Raw genomic sequence first — 20,313 nt, 5'->3', positions numbered from 1 at the left:
CACGCCTACGCCCGCCGCGACTACGACCTCGCACCCGGGGCCAGCCAGCACATCCGCCAGCGCCTCGATGCAGCCGCCCCCGCCCAGCTCGCCGGCCGGCCAGTCACCGGCTCCGACCGCACCGACGGCTGGCGCTTCCACTTCGATGGCGGCTGGCTCCTCTTCCGCCTCTCGGGCACCGAGCCGCTCCTGCGCATCTACACCGAGGTGACCGACGAGGCCCTCGTGACCCCGGTCCTCGATGCCGCGGCCGCCATCGCCGGGGTCCAGCCGTGAGCGAACCGCCGCCCGCCGCCGACCCCTCCGGCATGTGGCAGCACATCGCCGGCTTCGGCGAGCAGCTCCGCCTCGCCTGGGCACAGTCCCACGACCTGCGGCCCCCGGTCCGGCGTGCGCCTTCCGCCGTGGTCGTCGCCGCCACCGGCGGGTCCGCTGCCGCCGCGGATATCGTCGCCGCCCTCGCCGCGCCCACCAGCGAAATCCCCATGGTCGTCGCCCGCGGCCGCGAACTGCCCAACTTCGTCGGCGAAACCACCCTTGTGGTCGTCGTCTCCTGCTCGGGCAACACCCCGGAAACGCTCGCCCTCTACGACGACGCCTGGCGCCGCGACGCCCCCATCCTCGCCATCACCCGCGGCGGGGCACTCGCCCGGCGCTGCGCCGAGGACGGCATCCCCGTCCACACCTTCGACTACCCCCCACCGCCCCGGGCGGCCATCGCGCACACCCTCGCCCCCCTCCTCCGCCTCACCGAGCGCCTCGGGCTCGCACCCATCACCAGCGCCGACGTGCACACCGCAGCCTCCCTCCATGAAGAGCTGACCGCCGGCCCCTGCGCACCGGTCCCCGGGAGCCCCTGCGCCGCCCTCGCAGCGCGCCTCGCCGGCGCCGTGCCCCTGCTCCTCGCAGCCGGCCACCTCGCCCCGGCTGCCGAGCGTGGCCGCAATCAGCTCGCGGAGAACAGCAAGCTGCTCGCCGCCTCTGCGGTGCTCCCCGAGGCCGCCCACAACCTCATCGCGGCCTTCCAGCCCGGCACCGGCTCCTCTTGGACCGTGCTCACCCTCGAAGCCGAGGCAGACCCCGCCGCGCCCTACTTCGAGGCCGTCGCGGCCCTCTGCGCAGCGCGCGGCATCCCAATTGAGCGCCTGGAAGTCCCCGGGGCTACCCCGCTCCAGCAGGCCGTCGCCGCGCTCGCACTGGTCGATGCCCTCTCCTGGCATCTCGCCATCGCGCGCGGCGTGGACCCGACCCCGATCCCCGAGATCGATGACCTGCGCAGCCGCATCGGCGCCCGCCAGTGACTTCCCCAACGCGCCCGCGCGACGTAACCTGAAACCCTGCGGAAACGAACGGAGGGCAATCGGCCGACCAGCCACCCCTCCCGCCAGAGCCCGCCCGGGCAGCCGCGACCGAATGGCGCGGCAGGCAGCCGGCGTCCCGACCGGGAACCGCCGGCCCACAGGTTCGTCCCGCGAAAGGACCCGTCTATGGCGCGCATGACCGGCGCACAAATGGTGCTGGAGTCCCTCCAGCGCGAAGGAGTCGAAGTCATCTTCGGCTACCCCGGAGGCGTCGTCCTCCCCCTCTACGACACCCTTCCCCAGTATCCCGGCATCCGTCACATCCTCGTCCGCCACGAGCAGGGCGCGGCCCACATGGCCGATGGCTACGCCCGCGCCAGCGGTCGCATGGGCGTTTGCCTTGGAACCAGCGGCCCCGGCGCCACCAACCTCGTCACCGGCATCTGCACCGCCTGGATGGACTCCGTCCCCGTCTTCGCCCTCACCGGGAACGTCAGCCGCACCCTCCTCGGCAAGGATGGCTTCCAGGAAGCTGACATCACCGGCATCACCCACTCCATCACCAAGCACAACTACCTCGTAATGCGGCCCGAGGAGGTCCCCCTCACCATCCGTGAGGCCTCCCACATCTGCCGCACTGGCCGTCCCGGCCCCGTCCTCGTGGATATCCCCAAGGACGTCTTCCAGGAAGCCGCCGAGTTCGAATGGCCCGAGCAGGTCCACCTCCGCGGCTATCGCCCCACCTACGAGGGCCACGCCGGCATGATCCGCCGCGCAGCCGAGCTCATCGACCAGTCCCGCCGGCCGATCATCATCGCCGGCCACGGCATCATCTGGTCCGACGCCCAGGAGGAACTGGTCGCCCTTGCCGAAAAGGCCGAGATCCCCGTCATCACCACCTTCCTCGGCATCGGCGGCTTCCCCGAAGCGCACCGCCTCTCCTACGGCTGGCTCGGCATGCACGGCATGTTCTACGCCAACATGGCCGCCGACAATGCCGACCTCGTCATCGGCGTCGGCATGCGCTTCGACGACCGCGCCATGGGCCGCTTCAAGGACTTCAACCCGGGCGTCAAAATCATCCACATCGATATCGACCCCGCCGAGATCGGCAAGAACTTCCCCACCGCCGTCCCGATCGTCGGCAGCGCCAAGAACGTCCTCCCGCGCCTCACCGAACTGGTCAAAGAGGCGCGCCACACCGAGTGGCTGAACTGGATCGACCAGGTCCGCGAGGAGCACCCCTCGCTCCACATCCGGGAAAGCCGGCGCATGCTCCCCCAGTACGTCATGCGCACCCTCTACGAAGAAACCGAGGGCAACGCCACCATCGTCACCGGCGTCGGCCAGCACCAGATGTGGGCCGGCCAGCACTACTTCTACAAGCGCCCCCGCCAGCTCATCTCCTCCGGCGGCCTCGGCACCATGGGCTTCGAACTCCCCGGCGCCATCGGTGCGCAGGTTGCCCTCCCCGAAGCCGAAGTCTGGGCAATCTGCGGCGACGGCGGCTTCCAGATGACCATGCAGGAGCTCGCCGTCGTCGTCGATGAGAACCTGCCGCTCAAGATCGCCATCTTCAACAACGGCTACCTCGGCATGGTCCGCCAGTGGCAGCAGCTCTTCTACGACCGCAACTTCGTCGCCGTGGCGATGACCCAGCCCGACTTCTGCAAGATCGCCGACGCCTACGGCATCCGCGCCATCCGCGTCGAGACCAAGGCCGAAGTCCAGCCCGCCATCCGCGAAGCCCGCGCCCACCGCGGCCCCATCCTGATCGACTTCCAGATCGACCAGGAGGAAAACGTCTGGCCGATGGTGCCCGCCGGCGCCGCCCTCTCCGAAACCATCGAAGCCCCCGCCGAGGAGCTTGCCCGGTGAACCCTTCCGTCAACGGCCACCACCGCAAACGCGCCAACCATCACACCGTCGTCGCCATCGTCGAGGACAAGCCCGGCGTGCTCATGCGCGTCGCCAGCCTCTTCCGGCGGCGCGGCTTCAACATCGAGTCGCTCACCGTCGGCCACTCCGAAATGCCCGGCCTCAGCCGCATGACCATCGTCGTGGACGGCGATAGCGCCCCCGTCGAGCAGGTCGAAAAGCAGCTCTACAAGCTCATCGACGTCATCAAAGTCAGCGACCTCAGCCAGGAGGATATCGTCGCCCGCGAACTGGCCATGATTAAGGTCCGCTGCAACAACCTCAACCGCCACGAGCTCCTCGATATCGCCGCCGTCTTCCGCGCCGATATCGTCGATATCGCCACCAACTCCATCATCCTCCAGGTCGTCGGCGACGAGGACAAGATCGACGGCCTGATCAAGATGTGCGAGCCCTACGGCATCCGCGAACTCTCGCGCACCGGGCGCATCGCCATGGTCCGCGGCACGAAGACCACCACCGTCCACGAGCCCGAACCTGAGCGCATCGCCCGCTTCCACCAGACGCAGGGCCGCCGCGTCGAGGGCGAGCTTCCCTTCAGCAGCGACTGACCTGTCCGCCGCCGGCTCAGCTCGAACGGGGCTCCCGCGCAGGGAGCCCCGTCCCTTGTTCTGCGGCACTAGAGGGCGTGCCCTTCCCCCTCGAGCCCGTGCTTCGCCCGCTCCTGCGCCTGCAGCGCGCCAATCTCCTCCGCCGCCCGGTTGTAGATCTGCGGCACCTCCCAGCCGTTGAGGCCCGCGTACGTGTCGATCTGGCTCCGGTGATGGATATCATGCTCCACCATCATCGCCAGGATCCGCCCGCCCGAGAGCGTCCCGTCGCTGTCAATCATCGGGATGCGCCGTTCCAGCCACTCGTCCGGAGTCCCGCGCAGCAACTCGGCGAACCGCTCGAAGCTCTCCCGCAGTGCCGGCACCCACAGCTCGCGCCGGCTCACGTCCGGCGGCTCCGGGCTGATCCAGCCCCGGCCCAGGTACGCGCTGGCAAAGTACAGCCGCGACCCGCACATGTGCCCCACCAGCTTGTTGATGCTCCACGCCCGCTCACCCTCGCCCGTCGCCGGCCTCCACCCGTCCGCTTCCGGCGGCAGGGCGCCGATATCGCGCATCGCCCGCCGGTTAACCCCCTCGAAATACCCCAGGAACGCCTCCACCGAGCGGTACACCATGGAACACCCCCTGCCTTCGTGAACATGTGCGCCTTGTTCCCCGCGCCGGGCCATCCTACCCTACACCCCATCTCGCCACGAACCCCATGATCAAGCTCGAAATCTCCGCCCGCGGCCTGCTCATCGCCATCGCGGCCGTCGTCGGCATCTGGTTTGCTGCCCGCCTCTGGCCGCTCGTCCTCATCGTCGTCACCTCCTTCATCTTCATGGCCGCCCTCCTTCCCTACGTCGACTGGATGGTCCGGCGCGGCATCAACCGCGTCGTGGCCGTCCTCCTCATGCTCGCAGGCATCGTCCTGGTGCTCGGGAGCATGGTCGCCATCGTCGCCCCGGCCGTCGTGTCCGAATTCCAGGACCTGCGCAGCAACCTCCCCGATTACGCTGCTGACGTCGAAACCTTCGCCTCCGACCTCGGCTTCAATACAGAAGACTGGGACCTCCCCGAGCGTGCCGCCGATATCGACTGGAACCGCCTGATCAGCGGCAGCCAGGTGGTCGACTACGGCCAGCGCGTGATTGTCGGCTTCGTCACCGGCATCACCATCGCCGTCCTCACGGCCTACCTGCTCGTCGAATCCCCGCGCCTCCGCCGCTTCCTCTTTCGCTTCATCCCCGCCGAACGGAAACCCGATGCCGAGCACTTCCTCCGCGCCCTCGAACGCGTCGTCGGCGGCTACGTCCGCGGACAGCTCATCACCTCGCTGATCATCGGCATCTACACCATGGTCGTCCTGCTGGTCACCGACGTCCCCAATGCAGTCGCCTTCGGCGTGCTGGCGGCCTTCGCCGATATCATCCCCCTCGTTGGCGCCATCATCGCGGTGGTCCCCGCCACCGTCGCCGCCTTCCAGGAATCGCCGACCCAGGCGATCGTCGTCCTCGTTGCCCTGCTCATTTACCAGCAGTTCGAAGACCGCTTCCTCGTGCCCCGCGTGTACGGTCAGACCCTCAACCTCCCCTCGCTCGTCGTCCTCCTCGCCGTCCTCGCCGGCGCCGAGCTGATGGGCATCGTCGGCGTGCTCCTCGCCCTGCCCGCAGCGGCAGCTGGCCGTGTCGTCCTCGATTACTACCTCGAACGGCGGGAAAACGGCGCCGGCCAGCAGCTCCCCGCCGAAGAGGTCTTCGCTCCCGACGACCCGCCCGCAGTTCCCTGACGCCGTCCTGACCCCGGGGTGATACCAAAAGCGGGGCCCCCCGGATGAGGGGCCCCGCGCGTGCGGCTATCCGCGTCCGGCGGTGTTATTTCTGCAGGATGTGGATCGTGCAGGCCGAGCACAGGCCGATGACGTGCGCCAGGCCCACCTTCGAGCCTTCGACCTGCCGCTGGCCGGCCTGGCCGCGCAGGTGGAAGACGATCTCGGCGATGTTCGCCACGCCCGTCGCACCGAGCGGGTGCCCCTTCGAGAGCAGGCCGCCCGAGGCGTTGACCACCGCCTTCGTCTTCGGCTGGTAGGTCTTGTCGCGGAACGGCGCGACGTCCTCCTCGTACTTGGTCGGGATCTTGTTGCCGAGCCACGGCGCGCCGCTGGCCACGTGCATCGCGGCCTCGCCGTCGCCGCAGAGGCCGAGGTTCTCGTAGTGCAGGAGCTCCGCCGTCGCGAAGCAGTCATGCAGCTCGACCTGGTCGAGGTCCTCCGGCCCGACGCCCGCCTGCTCGTAGGCCAGCTTCGCGGCGTTGCGGGTCAGCGTGTTGATGTCCGGCAGCGTCAGGTCGCGGTCCGTGAACGGGTCGCTCGTCAGCACGCTGGCCGCGACCTTGATCGGCTGGGTCGTGAACTGCCGCGCCTTGTCCATCGAGGTCAGGATCGCCGCCGCCGCGCCGTCGCCCGTCGGGCAGCACATCAGCAGCGTGTTCGGGTAGGCGATCATGCGCGAGTTCAGCACTTCATCCAGCGGCGATTCCTTCTGGTACTGCGCCAGCGGGTTCATCGTGCTGTGCCAGTGGTTCTTCACGCTCGCCAGCGCGAAGTGCTCCTGCTTCGTCCCGTACTTGCGGGCGTGCTCCATGCCGGCCATGCCGAAGACCGCCGGCATCATGTACGAACCGACGCGCCCCTCGAGGCTGGTCGCCGGGTCGCCCCGCGAGCCGAGCAGGCCCTGCTTGCCCATCTGCTCCGAGCCGACCGCCATCACCACGTCGTACGCGCCGGAGGCCACCGCGAAGTACGCCTCCCGGAACGCCGTCGAACCGGTCGCGCAGGCGTTCGCCACGTTCACCACCGGGATGCCGGTCTGGCCGACCTGCTGCAGGATCCGCTGGCCCGAGCCCGAGGTCTGGTACAGGTTGCCGCTGTACAGCGCCTCGATCTGCTTCATCTCCATGCCCGCGTCCTTCAGCGCCTCGAGCACCGCCTGCGCCGAAAGCTGGGCAAAGTCCCGGTCCGCATAGCGGCCGAACTTGATCATCGCAATGCCGACAATTGCTACTTCGCGCATCTTCTCAACCTCCTTCGCGCGCCCGGGCCTACTTGCCCTCTTCGATCGGCGTGAACCGGTAGGCGATGTACGAGTTGCCTTCCCGGTCTTCCGAGACCTTCTCGGTGAACATCTTCACCCGCATGCCGAACTTCATGTTCTCCGGCTTCGGCTCGATGCCCACGATGTTCGTGTTCACGCTTCCGCCGCCATCCAGGTCCACCACCGCCGCGATGTACGGCGCCTGCACGTACGGCGTCGCCTGGTGAATGATCGTCCACACGTGCACCGTGCCGGTGCTCGCCAGCCGAACCGTCTCGAACGGGCCAGCGCTGCTGCACTTCCCGCAGAACAGCCGCGGCCCTACGTACTTCGTCCCGCAGTTCTTGCAGACCGAGCCGTTCAGGTAATCCTGGTCGCGCGTTTCACCGAGCGTCAGGTGCGGCACCAGTGGGCGTACTTCGCCCTGCGTTGCTGTCGCTTCTGCCAATCCTGGACCTCCTTCTTCGTGCTGCCCGGGAATCCCGCTCGCAACGGCACAGCCCCGGGGCAAGGGCAGCGCCGCACCGTATTGTTCGCCCCCCGCAAAACGCTGTCAACGAACTTCGCCCATTTCTGAATCCCCGGCTCCTGTCGAATCCCCCGGCCTCGCCGGCGGCGCCATCGCCCGCAGCACCCGCACCAGCAGCGTCATCCATCCCTCGCCCGCGCTCACCCGGTCGATGCGCACCTGTCGCGGTCCCGGCAGCACCCCGCGCAGCCCCAGCTGCCGCACGCGCTTGCGCAGCTCCTCCGTGGTACCCCCGCGCACATACAGGTGGAACATCTCGTCGTCAGTATCAATCGCTTCGACATTCGCCCGCCGGGCCAGGTTTCGCACCAGCGCCACGTACAGCAGGTTTTCCACCGTCGGCGGCAGCGGCCCGAACCGGTCGCGCAGCTCTGCCTGCATCTCCGCCACCTCCTCCGGGCGCTGCAGCCGCCCAACGCGCTCGTAGGCGTTCAGCCGCACGTGCACATCCTCCATGTAGCTCTCCGGGATGTGCGCGCTCAGCGGCAGGTCGATCTTCGGCGCCGGCAGCACCGGCTCCACCTCCCGCGGCGGCGCCTCGCCCATGCCCTGCTTCAGCGCTGCCACCGCCTCGGCCACCAGCTTCGTGTACAGCTCGAACCCCACCTCGGCGATGTGCCCGCTCTGCTCCGTCCCCAGCACGTTGCCCGCACCGCGGATCTCGAGGTCGCGCAGCGCCACCTGGAAGCCGGCCCCCAGCTCGTTCGCCTCGAAGATCGCCTCGAGGCGTTTCTGCGCCGCCTCGCTCATCACCCGGTCACGGTCGTACAGCAGGTAGGCGTAGGCGCGGTTCGCCGAGCGCCCCACCCGGCCGCGCAGCTGGTAGAGCTGCGCCAGCCCCAGCCGGTTCGCTTCATTGATGATGATGGTGTTCGCGCTCGGGATATCCAGCCCGCTCTCGATGATCGTCGTGCACACCAGCACGTCGTGCTCCCCGGACTGGAACTCCAGCATCACCCGCTCGAGCTGCTCCTCTGGCATCTGCCCGTGCCCGATGGCGATGCGCGCCTCCGGCACCAGCTCCTGTACCCGGCGGGCGATGCGCTCGATGTTCTGCACCCGGTTGTGCACGAAATACACCTGCCCGCCCCGCTGCAGCTCCCGCTCGATCGCCTCCCGCAAGATTTCGTCGTCCCACGGCATCACGTAGGTGCGAATCGGCTGGCGCTCCTCCGGCGGCGTCATGATCGTGCTCATGTCGCGAATGCCCACCAGCGACATCTGCAGCGTGCGCGGGATCGGCGTCGCCGAGAGCGTCAGTGTGTCGACCTCCGCGCGCATCTGCCGCAGCCGCTCCTTGTGGCTCACCCCGAACCGCTGCTCTTCATCGATAATCACCAGCCCGAGGTCACGGAACGCCACGTCCTTCTGCAGCAGCCGGTGTGTCCCGATGACGATATCCACCTCCCCCTCGGCCAGCCCCTTCAGGATCTCGCGCTGCTCTTCCGCGCTGCGAAATCGCGACAGCACCTCCACCCGCACCGGGAAGCCGGCGACCCGCTCCCGAAACGTCGCGCCGTGCTGCTCCGCCAGCACCGTCGTCGGCACGAGCACCGCCACCTGCTTGCCGTCCATCACCGCCTTGAACGCCGCCCGGACGGCGACCTCCGTCTTCCCGTAGCCCACATCCCCGCAGACCAGCCGGTCCATGGGGCGAGGCCGCTCCATATCCGCCTTCACCTCAGCAATCGCCGCCAGCTGGTCCTGCGTCTCCACGAACGGGAACGACGCCTCCATCTCCATCTGCCATGGCGTGTCCTCCTTGAACGCGTGCCCCTGTGCCAGCTGCCGCCGCGCGTACAGCTCCAGCAGGTCGTGCGCCATCGCCAGCACGGCCTGCTTCACCCGCCGCTTCGAACGGGCCCAGTCCTGCGTGCCGAGGCGCGTCAGCGCAGGCGGGTGGTCCGTCGGCCCGATGTACCGGCTGACCGACTCGAGCTGGTCCGCCGGCACGTACAGCCGGTCGCCCTCGGCGTACTGCAGCTCGAGGTACTCCCGCTCCACGTCGCCGACCCTGCGCCGAACCAGTCCGCCATAGCGCGCGATGCCGTGGTCGGCATGGACGACATAATCGCCGACCTCCAGCCCCGCAACCAGCTCCGACCGCACGCCATGGCGCGTTCGAACCGGCCGCCGCCGCTTGCGGAAGCCGAACACCTCCGCGTCCGTCAGCAGCACGGTCCCCGCCTCCGTCACCACCCCGCCCGAGATCGCCGCCGGGACCAGCGTCACCGTCCCGCTCTCCGGCACCGTCTCGAGCGCACGCGCCGCCCGGCAGCGCACGCCTTCTTCCTCCAGCACCTCAGCCAGCCGCAGCGCCTGCACCGAGGCGATCACCACCCTCCGTCCCTCCCGCTGCCACGCCGCCGCCTGCCCCGCCACGACCCGCAACCGCCCTCCAAATCCCGGCGCCGCGGAGACCGGCAGCGTCGAGCCCGCCAGCTCTTCCCCTCCGAACCGGAGCAGCACCAGGTCCGCACACGCCTCCAGCCTGGCCGCCAGCTCCGCGGCATCCCGGCGCAGGGCCGGCAGCCCGCGCGGGATCGCCCCGCGCGCCTCCAGCTCTGCCCTCGTCCGCGCGTCGTACTCCAGCGCCTGCTCGAGCGCCTGCCTGCCCTCCACCGGGTCGAACACCACCACGGCGGTGCCCTGGCCACGGTGGTCGAGCGCGCTCCCTTCCGCCAGCAGCCGCTCGAAGAACTGGCTGAAATCGCTCCGCCCGCCCGCCGCGATCGCCTGCAGCGCCTCGATGACCGCCTCGGCGCCCTCGCCGGTGGCTTCCAGTCGCTCGGCCAGCGCCGCAGCCGCAGCGCGCAGCCCCTCCCGTGCCGTCGAAACCGGCGGGATCAGCACCTCCTGCAGCCGGCCGGCGCTCCGCTGGGTCGCCAGGTCGACCGCCCGGATGCTCTCGATGGCGTCCCCGAAGAACTCGACCCGGACCGGCCGTTCGAACCCCGCCGGGAAGATGTCGACCAGGCCCCCGTGCCGCGCCGCCGTGCCGGGCGCGTCGGCCAGCGTCTCCATCGCGTACCCGGCGCCCTCGAGCCAGGCCAGCAGCGCTGACGGCGACATCGCCCCCCCGACCTCGAGCCGCAGATCTTCCGCCTCCGGCGCCGGCGGCGCTACGTGGTCAGCCAGCGCCGGCCACGAAGCGACCACCAGCTCGCGCCCGTCGCCGCTCAGTGCCCGCAGCGCCCGTGCCTTTTCCACCCCGGCCGAGGGGTCGTCGCGAACGAACTCGTAGGGCAGCGTCTCCCGCTCGGGCAGGCGCAGCACCGGCCGCGAACTGAGGACCGCGAGGTCGTCCGCCAGCGCCTGCGCTGACGAAGGGGTCGGTGCAACCACCAGGACCGGGCCGGTGTTCTGCTCGGACACCGCTGCGGCGATGGCCGCCCGGGCGCTTTCGGGCACCGCAAGGCGTGCTCCGCCCTCCCGCCTGCGCAGCAGGTGGGCCAGCTCTTCGGCGATCGCGGCCGCAACGCCCGCGAGCTCACCAGCCAGCGCGAACCCTCGGCGGCAGCTGCCGCCTCGTCCAATCTACAGCCTCCGGGGGCATCTCCTCACGCCATGAGTCGCCACTAGCCGGCGTCTGTCGGTCGCCTGCCTCGCGCCGTTCCCCAGCGTTCGCGTCACCTCGATTGCGGCGCGCTTCCCACGTACCAGATGACGTCGCTCTCGCATGTGGGATGAGGGGGAACCAGCCACTCGCTCCCGGCAGCGTCCTTCCTGGCCGCCGAACCGTGGACCTGCACGACCTCTCCCACGCGCAGCTCGCCCCCCTCGTATGTCACGGCCTGGTTCTTGGCGTCCCAGCCCGTGCCGATGCTGAAGGCAAGCAGCACCGGCCGCCCGGACGGCGCGGGCGATTCGCCCACAGGGTCAATGATGAACAGGCACTGGCCCTGGAGTACCAGCGTCCCGATCAGGAGTGCATCGCCGTCGTTCCGACCGCCGTAGATGGCCAGCGGCCCGGTTCGACCTCCAACGGTCTGCAGGCACGGCCCCGACCTCAAGAAGAGCTCCGTGGGCGCGCGAAAGCAGAGGTCGACCAGGAAGGATTGACCATCCTGGTCGCGGGGCAGCGCAGCCGAGTAGCGCCTCGCCGCACCCAGCCACTCCCACAGGGTGCCGCAGCTGGCCAGGGTCCCCGAGAGCTCCGCCTCGCCCCGCGCCGCGCGGATCATCGCCGCGTCGCACTCCGGCGAGAATTTCTCGAGACCCTCCAGGGTCGCCGGCGGTGGCGGAGTCACCCACGCGATGGGCGTCGGCGGGCGCTGGTCCTCCCCGCCGCTCGCGCACCCGACGAAGCCGGCCCATGCCAGGGCCGCCACGCCCAGCAGCACGGCGGCCCTCACTACCCGCGCGCCCGGTCGCTTCCCAATCGAGGCAATCACCCCCTGCGCCATTCGGTCCATCGCGGCCCTACTGGCGCTCACCGGGCGATGCGAGCAAGACGATGCTGGCCTGTCGCCGGAGATCGGCCAGCACCTCCTCGCGCGACTTCTGCAGCTCCTGAAGGTAGCGTCCGCGAAGGACAAGACCGCGGTACGCTGCCCGGACCCGCTGGTCGTTCAGAGCGGTCGCAGCCGACGCACCACGTGCCTCCAGTGCCGCATTCACCAGCTCCACGATGTCAGGCGGGGTCTCCGGACTGTTGAGAGGGTCCAGGATTCCGCTGCGGATCGCCGCGTCGACCTCCCACTCCTCCACCCGCACTCCGGCCGCGACCGCCGCCTGCGCCAGGAGCGTGTCGTCGATGAGGTCGTTCAGGAGTTCCCCACGGGACTTCGTGCCCACGCCAATGAGGTCGGCAGTAGCGACGTGAACCTCGAGGGCCCCACCGGTGATGGGCTCGCCGTTGACGGTGGCGACCACGGCGTCCTGGTCCGGAGTTCCGCCATCCCGGAGCTCCCGCAGCCGATCTGCCGCCTCACGTGTCGCGGTTTCGGCGCCGCCTGGTGACGCCGCGCCCGGCCAGGCAATGCCAGCCAGGAGGCCGAGGATCATCATGAACCCGGTGAGTTTCACGGCGCGATGGTGTGACATGAGCCTCGCTAGCACCCAACCGCCCCCGTGGGTGTAAGTTTCTTGCACTCGTTGCGCGTGTGGTTACAGCCGCCTCCGGCCCCTCCGGCTGCATAGAGACCCGCCGATGTCCTTTCGATGGCTGTCAGCAGTGTCCATGTATTGAGGCCCCAGGTGCTCGTCCACCGATCAAAGTCGCCGCTGGAGTAATCAAAACCCATCACCAGGTAGGTCCTGAGAGGCCCGCTCGCACCGTCGAGTGTGTAGGTGCTCTGTGCCATCGTCCACGTTCCGTCGGGCCACCATGCCGAGGTCCAGACGCGGTGAGCATGCGAGTTGATCAGGGTCGTCGGGTTCTGCGGATACGCGTAAAACGTAGTTTGAGACGTGAAGTTCCAGCTCGCCGCCACCGGGAAGCCGTCGACGATGAAGACTGCGGTCGTGGTGTAGCCCCGGTGGCTCCCGCTGGTAAGGCCCGGCGTCTCGCCGGCAATTGCCGGGCAACCGTATCGGGCACGCACCGTCATGCTGGAGAACCGTCCGAGTCCGAAGCGGAACGCTCCCACGACCGTCAGGCTAGGACCAGCGAAGGCTCCTCCACATCCGTAGCCACTACTGATTTTTGCGCTCGGCCAGCAATCCCAACGCCAGCCTGCCGGCCTCCCTCCGGTTCGCCACGCCCAGCTTCGTGACCAGGTGCGCCACGTGCGTTTCGACCGTGCGCCGGCTGATGCCCAGGGCTTCGGCGATCTCATCGTTGCTCAGCTGCAAGGCAAGAAGCCGCAGTACCTCGCGTTCACGCCTGGTCAGGCCGTGCATTGCCATGGGCTCCTCCTTCTCCGTCCCGCTCCAGGGGGAGGACGCGACTACCAACGCGCTCGCACCATAGTCCAATCCAGCAAGACGTTTCAACGGTTTCCGACGTCGCCGGCGCCGCCCTGGCGGCGACTTCAGGAAGCTCTGTCAGAGCCGGCTCCCGCACAGCCGGCACCCATGTGTACCATGTCCCCGTGAGCGCCCGCGTAGCGCACCGCCGCGCCCTCCTCCTTGGTCTGGCCCTCACCCTTTGGTTCACCGCCGTCCAGGCCGCGGTCGGCCTCGCCGCGGGCTCCATCGCCCTCGTCTCCGATGCGGGCCACATGCTCACCGACTCCCTCGGCCTCGGCTTCGCCTACCTTGCCGCAACCATCGCCGCCCGCCCGCCCGATGCCCGCCGAACCTTCGGCTACGCCCGCGTCGAAGTGCTCGCCGTGCCAGTCCACGTCGCCCTCCTCTTCACCATCGCCGGGTTCATCCTCTTCGAATCGTTCCAGCGCCTGGGCGGCGACCACGAAATCGAAGCCGTCTCCGTCCTCGTCACCGGCCTCCTCGGCCTCGCCATCAACATCGTCGTCATCAACATCCTCCACGGTCACAGTCACCACAGCCTGAACGTCCGCGGCGCCCTGCTCGAAGCCTTCGCCGATGCCCTCGGCTCGGTCCTTGTCATCGCCTCCGCCCTCGCAATCCTCCTCGGCGCACCGCCCGCGCTCGATGCCCTCGCCGCCATCCTCATTGCGGCGCTCGTCGTCCCGCGCGCAATCGACCTCCTCCGGCAGGTCGCCGGCATCCTCATGGAGAGCGCCCCGCCCGGCCTCGACCCGCGCGAAATTGCCGCCGCCGCCAGCGAAGTCCGCGGCGTCTCCGGCCTCCACGATGTCCATGTCTGGAGCATCGCCCCGTCCTTCCCCGCCCTCAGCGCCCACGTCGAACTGAACGACGCCGGCTGCACCGAGCACGTCCTCACCGACCTCGCCACCCTCTTCCGCGAACGTTTCGGGATCGGCCACGTCACCCTCCAGCCCGAGACGCCGGCCCTCCACCTCGCCATCGAGTGCTGCACCAGCCCCGATGCCGGGCTCCTCACGCCCGACCACGCCCACCAGCCAGCATCGCGATGAACCGCCTCTCCCGCCGGGCGCTGCTCCTCGGCGGGGGGCTCGCTGCGGCAGGAGCAGCCGCTGCCGGCCTCCTCGCCCGCCGACGGGACTCGCCGCCGCCCGGGCAGCCCGCTCCGTCCCCTGCTGCAGGGCCATCGCCGGTCCCCGCTGGCTCGACCCCCTCGCCGTCACCGCAGCCGCCCCGCGGCGGCACGACGACCATCGCCCTTCCCGCCCTGCTGTCGTTCGATACCTTCGATGCCCTGCGGTCCGGTGCTCCGCCCGTGGTCGAACTGCTCGGGCGCACCCACTCCCGCCTCCTCCAGTGGTCGGGCCCCGCCGATGACCTCCTCGAGGGCGACCTCGCTGCCGCCCGCGAATCCCCCGACGCCCTCACGCTCCTGCTCCACATCGCCCCCCGCGCCCGCTGGCACCGCCTCCCGCCGCTCGATGCCCGCCCGGTGACCGCGGACGATGTCGCGCAGCACCTCCGACGCGCCCTGGTGCTTTCCCGTGCCGGCGGGCTCCCGCTCGCCCAGCGCACCGCCCCGCTCCTCGCCATCGACCGCGTCGAAGTCCCCGCCGCCGATACCGTACGGCTTCGCCTTTCCCGCCCCGAGCCGCTGCTGGCTGCCGCCCTGGCCGCGGAGTTCGCCCTTGTCCAGGCCCCGGAGCTCGCCGAGGCCATGCAGTCCGCCCCCGACCCCCTCGACCCCGCGCTTGTCGTGGGCTCCGGCCCCTGGTCGCCGGCTGCGATCGAACCCGGCCGCATCGAGCTGACCACCTGGACCGGCGGCAACCGCCCGCCCCTGCTCGATCGCCTCATCCTCACCGGCCCCGGCGATGACCTCGCCCGCTTCGAGGCCGGCGAAGTCGACGAGTTCACCGCCATCGACCGCCGCGATGCGGCCGTCGCCCGCACGTTGGCCGCGCAGGAGTTCGCCCGCCCGGCCCGCGAGTCGGTCATCTCCTCCTTCGCCATCGACGCGCCGCCGTGGAACAACCCGGAATTGCTCCGGGCGATCTCGGGCGCCCTCAATCGTGGCTGGCTCGCCGACGCGCTCTTCGGCGGACGCGCGCTCCCTGCCGGCCCGCTTCCCCCGCTGTATGCCGCCGCGCCGTCCGAAGCCGACCTCGCCCCCCTCCCCGGCTACCACCCCGACCCCGCCGCCGACGCCCGCGATGCCCGGCAGCGCTGGCTTGCCGCCGGCGGCCCCGCGCTCGGCACCATCACGATCGACCTCCCCGCCATCTTCGACCCGCGCTATGCCGCCAGCGCCATCGTCATCGGACGCCTCAACGACATCCTCGGTCCCCAGTTCCGCCCGGCCGTCGAAAGCTACGTCACTATCAGCCGCCGCGTCCTCGAGGGGTACTACGGCAACGGCAACGCAGCCTTCTGGTTTGGCTGGGGTCCTCAGCTGCCCTCTCCCGCCCCCCGGGAAGCCCTGCTGCAGCTTTACGGGAACACCCTCTCACCGTCCGAACGCGCAGCCCTCCTCGCCGCCGACCCCGCAGACTCCCCGCCTCTCCGTGACCTCCAGCGAAGCATCGCCGCCGACGCCTTTCGCGGCGTCATCCCCTGGGTGCACCAGCAGTTCGAACTTTTCCGGCGCCCCGGCCACCACGGGCCCCCGCCTTCGCCATTTTGGGATGGCCGCCGCGACATCCTGCGCTACCGGCTCCCCTGATCCGGTGCACCGGGTGTCCCTCAACAGGCCCCGGGGGATACTGGAGCCCGGATGGATCTCCTTACCCTGCTGCTCTTTCTCGCCGGCATCGCCCTGCTCATCGTCGGTGCCGAAGGGCTCGTCCGCGGCGCTGGCCACCTCGCGGTTGCCATTGGCATTTCGCCCCTTGTCGTGGGTCTCACCGTCGTCGCCTTCGGCACCAGTTCTCCCGAACTCGCCGTAAGCGTCGCCTCGTCGTTCGGCGGCCAGCCCGACCTCGCCATTGGCAACGTCGTCGGCAGCAGCATCTTCAACATCCTCGTCATTCTCGGCCTGGCCTCCCTGGTCGCCCCGCTTGTGGTCCACCAACAGCTCGTCCGCTTCGAAGTCCCGCTGATGATCGCCGTCTCCGCACTGGTCCTGCTCTTTGCCCTCAACGGCGTCATCGGCCGCATTGAAGGTCTCCTCCTGTTCGCCGGCGTCATCGCCTACACGGCCTGGGCTATCATCAAGAGCCGCCGCGAAACCCGCGAGGTCCAGGCCGAGTACGAAGCCGAGATCGACGGCCGCCCGGTCAACGCCCGCACCGTGGCGCTGGATGTCGTCCTTGTCGTCGGCGGACTGGGCATGCTCGTCCTGGGTTCCGACTGGTTCACCGACGGCGCCGTCGAAATCGCCGAGTTCTTCGGCGTCAGCGAACTTGTCATCGGCCTCACCATCGTGGCCGCGGGCACCTCCATGCCGGAGGTCGCCACCTCAGTGGTCGCTGCCGTCCGGGGAGAACGCGATATCGCCGTCGGCAACGCCGTCGGCAGCAACATCTTCAACCTGCTCGCCGTCCTTGGCGCCACCGCGCTCGTCTCACCCGGCGGCATCCCTGTCGCCGATGCCGCCATCCGCTTCGATATCCCGGTGATGCTTGCCGTTGCCGCCGCTGCCCTCCCAATCTTCTTCACCGGCTACGTCATCACCCGCGCGAACGGTCTGTTCCTCCTCGCCTGCTACGCCGCCTACACCGCCTACCTGCTGCTCGATGCCTCCGACCACGACGCCGTCGGGCCGTACAGCCGCGTCATGCTCGGCTTCGTCCTCCCCATCGTTGCCGTGACCATCCTCGTCCTTGCCGCCCGCTTCCACCTCCGGCGGCGCAGCGAGTCCCCCGCCCCGGATTAGACCTCGACCACCTCGAGGCCCCACACCGGCCGGAAGCGCCAGGTGCGAATCCCCGCCACCCGGATCTTGTGCTTCTTCAGCAGCTTCTTCGTCTCCGGAACCATCCCCGCCGGAACGTACAGGTAGAGCGGCCCAATCTTCGACATCGGCAGCCAGTCATTCACCGCCGACTCATCGGTCAGGGCGTCGGGCATCTCCACCTCGGCCATCATCCGCAGGAACAGGCCCGGCTTGTGCACCACCACGATGTCCGGCGTCAGCTCGCGCCCGTTGGCCTCACCTACCGAAAGCCGGGGCTTCGGCACATTCACAATCGTCTCGTAGTCCGGGAACTCCTCGTTCGGGTAGGGAAACTTCACCTTCGCGATTTCAGCCACCGTCCCCTGGTGGCGAAGCTGGCTCAGCTGTTTAACCGTCACGCGGATTCGTCCTCCGGTCTGGCGCTGGGAGAAATTCTACGGACGCCCCGGCGCAGGGTCGAACCGCCTCACGGCCCGGCCGCCGCAACCTCCGGCCGCACCAGCGAGCGGAACTGTTCGAAGTTCGCCGCGAACTTTTCGGCCAGCCCGCGGTACGCCCGGTCATACTCGTCCGGGTCCGCCCATGTCTCCCGCGGGGTGAGCAGACGGGTGTCCACCCCCGGGCAGCTCAGCGGCACCTCGAACCCGAACACCGGGTCCCGCCGGAACTCCACACCGGTCAGCAGGTCGTTAAGCACGGCCCGCACCATCCTCCGCGTCTCCAGGATCGCGATGCGTTTGCCTACCCCGAACCTCCCGCCGGTCCAGCCCGTGTTGATCAGCCACGTCTGCGCGCCGGTCGCCCGCAGCCGCTGCTCCAGCAGCTCCGCGTACACCGTCGGGTTCAGCGCCATGAACGGCGCACCGTAGCACGGGCTGAACGTAATCTCCGGGTCCTTGAGGCCAACTTCCGTGCCGGCAAGCTTCGAGGTGTACCCGCTCAGGAAGTGGTAGAGCGCCTGCTCCGGTGTCAGCCGCGCGATCGGCGGCAGCACCCCAAAGGCGTCCGCCGTCAGCAGGATGACGTGTGACGGGTGCGGCGCCACCGGCTCCAGGTACACATGCTTGAGCGATTCGAGCGGGTAGCTCCCGCGCGTGTTCTCCGTGATCGACGCGTCGTCGAGGTCCACCTCCCGGGTGTCCTCATCGAAGATCACGTTCTCGAGGATCGTCCCGAATTCATGGGTCTGCTCGAAAATGTCGGGCTCCGCCTCTTTCGAAAGCCGGATCGTCTTGGCATAGCAGCCGCCCTCGATGTTGAACACACCGCGCTCGGTCCACGCGTGCTCATCGTCCCCAACCAGCAGCCGCTCCGGGTCCGTGCTCAGCGTCGTCTTGCCCGTGCCCGAAAGCCCGAAGAACAGTGCCGATTTCCCCGTCCGCGGGTCCACGTTTGCGGCAGAATGCAGCGACAAAATGCCCTCGAGCGGCAGGTAGTAGTTCATCGCCGTGAAGACGGCCTTCTTCATCTCCCCCGCGTAGGCCGTCCCCGCAATCAGGATCACCCCTTCGGTCAGGTTCAGCGCCACCACCGCATCGCTGCGCACCCCGTCTGCCTCCCCGCCGAGGTGCAGGAACGGGCAGTGGATGATCGTCAGGTCCGCCTTCTCCTCGAACGGCCGCTTGTCCGAGGGGATGAACATCGTCCGCGCGAAGAGCGAGTGGTAGGCCTGCTCCGTGATGACCCGCACCGTCTTCCGGTGTGCCGGGTCCTGCGAAACCACCGTGTCCTGCACGAACAGCTCCCGCCCGCGCAGGTACGCGATCGCTTTCGCCTCCAGGTGCCGGTAGGTATCCACCGGCAGCGGCTGGTTATGCTTCCCCCACCACACGTGCTCCGAAATCTCCGGTGTCTTCACCACGAACTTATCCTGCGGGCTCCGGCCTGTCCGTTCGCCGCTGAACACCGCGAACGTCCCGCCCTGCAGCAACTTTCCTTCGCGCCGCCGCACCGCGTATTCGTAAAGCACCGGGACCGAAAGGTTGTGATGCACCTCGCTCGCATTCTCGATAATCACGCTGCCCACGTTGCCGGGCGCCGAAGAAATCGCCATACTGTCGTCCACCGCTGCGGAATACGCCGAAAAGTCCGACCTTCCCAGCCTAGCGGAAGAGTTCCAACCTGTGAATATCTGGCAGGCGAGCTATAAGCGTTGGCAATAGATTCGGCACGCCCCAGCTAGGCCGCCCGTACGCCCACCGGGTTTCCCGTGACCAGCTCCATGAGCGCCTGCACCTGCCGCATCAGCCCCGCGAACTCCGGCGTGGGCTCCGGTCGCGTGCCCACCGCTGGCGGCACCACATACCCCGGCAGGAGTCCATTGCCCACCACGTAGCGGTCCGCCATCGCCACGCAGCCCGCCAGCGTCTGGTCGGTCTCCAGCGGCTCGTGGTGCCGCCCGATAGCCTCGCAGATCGGCTCCGGCAGCTTCCACTTCCGCGCCAGCAGCGCACCGGCCGCCGCATGGTCGAACCCCAGCTCGTTCAGCTCGATCTCCTCGAGTGTCCGGTCCTCCGCCACTGCCCTGGCCACCGCCTGATCGACCAGCGCCGGGTCCTTGTAGTACAGCGCCAGCCGCCCCATGTTGTGCACGATCCCGGCCGTGAACGCGCTGGGCACATCCACCCGCCGCCCGCGGCCAGCGTACTCCGCCGCCTTGAACGCCACCGCGATTGAGTGCCGCCAGAACGTCTCCACCCGGAAGAGCGCGTTCAACGCATCCGGCGCATACGCGCCCGCGATTGCCCCGCTGATGGCGAGGTTCCGCGCCTGCACGAACCCAATCGTCACCAGCGCCTGCTGCACCGATGTGATCTCCCGCATCCGCCGGTACGCCGCCGAATTCACCACCCGCAGAATGCGGCTGCTCAGCCCAGGGTCCGATGACACCACCAGCGCCAGGTCCGAGGCCGAAGCCTTTGGGTCCTGCGCCACCTGCATCACCCGCAGCGCAACCGCTGGCAGCGGCGGCAGCGCTTCCACCGCGGCGACCACATCGACCGTTGCGTTCTGGGCCCCGGGCTCCCCCATGCCGACACCTCCTGCCGCGTGCAGCTTCACGCACCAGTTTCGGCCCCCGCGAACACCCCACGCATCGGGGGATTCCCCGGTT

18 protein-coding genes and 1 pseudogene are annotated in these 20,313 nt (G+C 69.1%); 8 read left to right on the top strand and 11 right to left on the bottom strand.

The window, feature by feature from the left end:
* The 4 genes and pseudogenes from VAE46_RS01415 to ilvN form a co-directional block, all read left to right on the top strand.
* Positions 1-276 (top strand): annotated as a pseudogene (locus tag VAE46_RS01415) (phosphoglucomutase/phosphomannomutase family protein); the annotation flags it as partial.
* Positions 273-1,301 carry an SIS domain-containing protein gene (locus VAE46_RS01410; protein WP_322795120.1) on the top strand — a complete coding sequence of 343 codons (1,029 nt, stop codon included), beginning with the start codon at positions 273-275 and terminating at the stop codon, positions 1,299-1,301. The pseudogene VAE46_RS01415 and the gene VAE46_RS01410, both read left to right, overlap by 4 nt.
* Positions 1,302-1,487: 186 nt before the next feature.
* A complete protein-coding gene (ilvB, locus tag VAE46_RS01405) occupies positions 1,488-3,179 on the top strand; it encodes a biosynthetic-type acetolactate synthase large subunit (protein ID WP_416223924.1) in 1,692 nt (563 codons plus the stop codon).
* Complete coding sequence (gene ilvN / locus VAE46_RS01400) at positions 3,176-3,790, top strand: acetolactate synthase small subunit (protein WP_322795118.1); 615 nt, start codon at positions 3,176-3,178, stop codon at positions 3,788-3,790. Before ilvB ends, ilvN begins: the two co-directional genes overlap by 4 nt.
* Before the next feature lie 68 nt (positions 3,791-3,858).
* Here ilvN and VAE46_RS01395 read toward each other — a convergent pair whose 3' ends face one another.
* Complete coding sequence (locus VAE46_RS01395) at positions 3,859-4,407, bottom strand: DinB family protein (protein ID WP_322795117.1); 549 nt, start codon at positions 4,405-4,407, stop codon at positions 3,859-3,861.
* Positions 4,408-4,493: 86 nt separating this feature from the next.
* On the opposite strand from VAE46_RS01395, the gene VAE46_RS01390 reads away from it, so the two are divergent.
* Entirely contained in the window at positions 4,494-5,561 is a 1,068-nt protein-coding gene (locus tag VAE46_RS01390; protein WP_322795116.1) for an AI-2E family transporter, read from the top strand.
* An 85-nt stretch (positions 5,562-5,646) separates the two neighbouring features.
* Here VAE46_RS01390 and VAE46_RS01385 read toward each other — a convergent pair whose 3' ends face one another.
* The 7 genes from VAE46_RS01385 to VAE46_RS01355 all read right to left on the bottom strand — a co-directional run bounded on the left by VAE46_RS01385 (position 5,647) and on the right by VAE46_RS01355 (position 13,243).
* A complete protein-coding gene (locus tag VAE46_RS01385) occupies positions 5,647-6,843 on the bottom strand; it encodes a thiolase C-terminal domain-containing protein (protein ID WP_322795115.1) in 1,197 nt (398 codons plus the stop codon).
* A gap of 28 nt (positions 6,844-6,871) precedes the next feature.
* The gene (locus VAE46_RS01380; RefSeq protein ID WP_322795114.1) at positions 6,872-7,312 is read right to left on the bottom strand and encodes a Zn-ribbon domain-containing OB-fold protein; all 441 of its coding nucleotides are present in this window, start codon (positions 7,310-7,312) and stop codon (positions 6,872-6,874) included.
* Positions 7,313-7,417: 105 nt separating this feature from the next.
* Positions 7,418-10,804 (bottom strand): transcription-repair coupling factor, encoded by a 3,387-nt coding sequence (gene mfd / locus VAE46_RS01375; protein WP_322795113.1) that lies wholly within the window; start codon positions 10,802-10,804, stop codon positions 7,418-7,420.
* 218 nt (positions 10,805-11,022) lie between these two features.
* On the bottom strand, positions 11,023-11,808 hold the full coding sequence (locus VAE46_RS01370) for a hypothetical protein (RefSeq protein WP_322795112.1): 786 nt from the start codon (positions 11,806-11,808) through the stop codon (positions 11,023-11,025).
* Positions 11,809-11,815: 7 nt separating this feature from the next.
* The gene (locus VAE46_RS01365) at positions 11,816-12,421 is read right to left on the bottom strand and encodes a hypothetical protein (protein ID WP_322795111.1); all 606 of its coding nucleotides are present in this window, start codon (positions 12,419-12,421) and stop codon (positions 11,816-11,818) included.
* A 26-nt stretch (positions 12,422-12,447) separates the two neighbouring features.
* Entirely contained in the window at positions 12,448-12,984 is a 537-nt protein-coding gene (locus tag VAE46_RS01360) for a hypothetical protein (protein WP_322795110.1), read from the bottom strand.
* A gap of 46 nt (positions 12,985-13,030) precedes the next feature.
* Positions 13,031-13,243 (bottom strand): helix-turn-helix transcriptional regulator, encoded by a 213-nt coding sequence (locus VAE46_RS01355; protein WP_322795109.1) that lies wholly within the window; start codon positions 13,241-13,243, stop codon positions 13,031-13,033.
* A 185-nt stretch (positions 13,244-13,428) separates the two neighbouring features.
* Between VAE46_RS01355 and VAE46_RS01350 the strand changes: the two genes are divergently transcribed.
* The 3 genes from VAE46_RS01350 to VAE46_RS01340 are packed head-to-tail and all read left to right on the top strand — an operon-like array spanning position 13,429 to position 17,180.
* Positions 13,429-14,358 (top strand): cation diffusion facilitator family transporter, encoded by a 930-nt coding sequence (locus VAE46_RS01350; RefSeq protein WP_322795108.1) that lies wholly within the window; start codon positions 13,429-13,431, stop codon positions 14,356-14,358.
* Positions 14,355-16,028, top strand: a complete 1,674-nt coding sequence (locus VAE46_RS01345) for an ABC transporter substrate-binding protein (RefSeq protein WP_322795107.1) — start codon at positions 14,355-14,357, stop codon at positions 16,026-16,028. The genes VAE46_RS01350 and VAE46_RS01345 overlap by 4 nt, the downstream gene beginning before the upstream one ends.
* Before the next feature lie 51 nt (positions 16,029-16,079).
* Entirely contained in the window at positions 16,080-17,180 is a 1,101-nt protein-coding gene (locus VAE46_RS01340; RefSeq protein ID WP_322795106.1) for a calcium/sodium antiporter, read from the top strand.
* Here VAE46_RS01340 and VAE46_RS01335 read toward each other — a convergent pair.
* From VAE46_RS01335 to VAE46_RS01325, 3 genes are all read right to left on the bottom strand, one after another.
* Positions 17,177-17,599, bottom strand: a complete 423-nt coding sequence (locus VAE46_RS01335; protein WP_322795105.1) for a hypothetical protein — start codon at positions 17,597-17,599, stop codon at positions 17,177-17,179. The genes VAE46_RS01340 and VAE46_RS01335 overlap by 4 nt on opposite strands.
* A 68-nt stretch (positions 17,600-17,667) precedes the next feature.
* Positions 17,668-19,254 carry a phosphoenolpyruvate carboxykinase (ATP) gene (gene pckA, locus VAE46_RS01330; protein ID WP_322795104.1) on the bottom strand — a complete coding sequence of 529 codons (1,587 nt, stop codon included), beginning with the start codon at positions 19,252-19,254 and terminating at the stop codon, positions 17,668-17,670.
* Between the two features lie 125 nt (positions 19,255-19,379).
* Entirely contained in the window at positions 19,380-20,231 is an 852-nt protein-coding gene (locus VAE46_RS01325) for an HDOD domain-containing protein (RefSeq protein WP_322795103.1), read from the bottom strand.
* Positions 20,232-20,313 lie beyond the last annotated feature (82 nt).

The sequence above is a fragment of the Tepidiforma sp. genome, assembly GCF_034433535.1.
Taxonomy (GTDB): domain Bacteria; phylum Chloroflexota; class Dehalococcoidia; order Tepidiformales; family Tepidiformaceae; genus Tepidiforma.
Note: the sequence above shows the minus strand (reverse complement) of the source record. Positions and strands in the feature narration are given on the sequence as shown.

Excerpts from the sequence above, each read along its gene's own strand:
- ilvB (WP_416223924.1), top strand. The coding sequence starts at position 1,488 with ATGGCGCGCATGACCGGCGCACAAATGGTGCTGGAGTCCCTCCAGCGC.
- VAE46_RS01395 (WP_322795117.1), bottom strand. The coding sequence starts at position 4,407 with ATGGTGTACCGCTCGGTGGAGGCGTTCCTGGGGTATTTCGAGGGGGTT.
- VAE46_RS01390 (WP_322795116.1), top strand. The coding sequence starts at position 4,494 with ATGATCAAGCTCGAAATCTCCGCCCGCGGCCTGCTCATCGCCATCGCG.
- VAE46_RS01385 (WP_322795115.1), bottom strand. The coding sequence starts at position 6,843 with ATGCGCGAAGTAGCAATTGTCGGCATTGCGATGATCAAGTTCGGCCGC.
- VAE46_RS01370 (WP_322795112.1), bottom strand. The coding sequence starts at position 11,808 with ATGGACCGAATGGCGCAGGGGGTGATTGCCTCGATTGGGAAGCGACCG.
- VAE46_RS01355 (WP_322795109.1), bottom strand. The coding sequence starts at position 13,243 with ATGGCAATGCACGGCCTGACCAGGCGTGAACGCGAGGTACTGCGGCTT.
- VAE46_RS01345 (WP_322795107.1), top strand. The coding sequence starts at position 14,355 with ATGAACCGCCTCTCCCGCCGGGCGCTGCTCCTCGGCGGGGGGCTCGCT.
- VAE46_RS01340 (WP_322795106.1), top strand. The coding sequence starts at position 16,080 with ATGGATCTCCTTACCCTGCTGCTCTTTCTCGCCGGCATCGCCCTGCTC.
- pckA (WP_322795104.1), bottom strand. The coding sequence starts at position 19,254 with ATGGCGATTTCTTCGGCGCCCGGCAACGTGGGCAGCGTGATTATCGAG.
- VAE46_RS01325 (WP_322795103.1), bottom strand. The coding sequence starts at position 20,231 with ATGGGGGAGCCCGGGGCCCAGAACGCAACGGTCGATGTGGTCGCCGCG.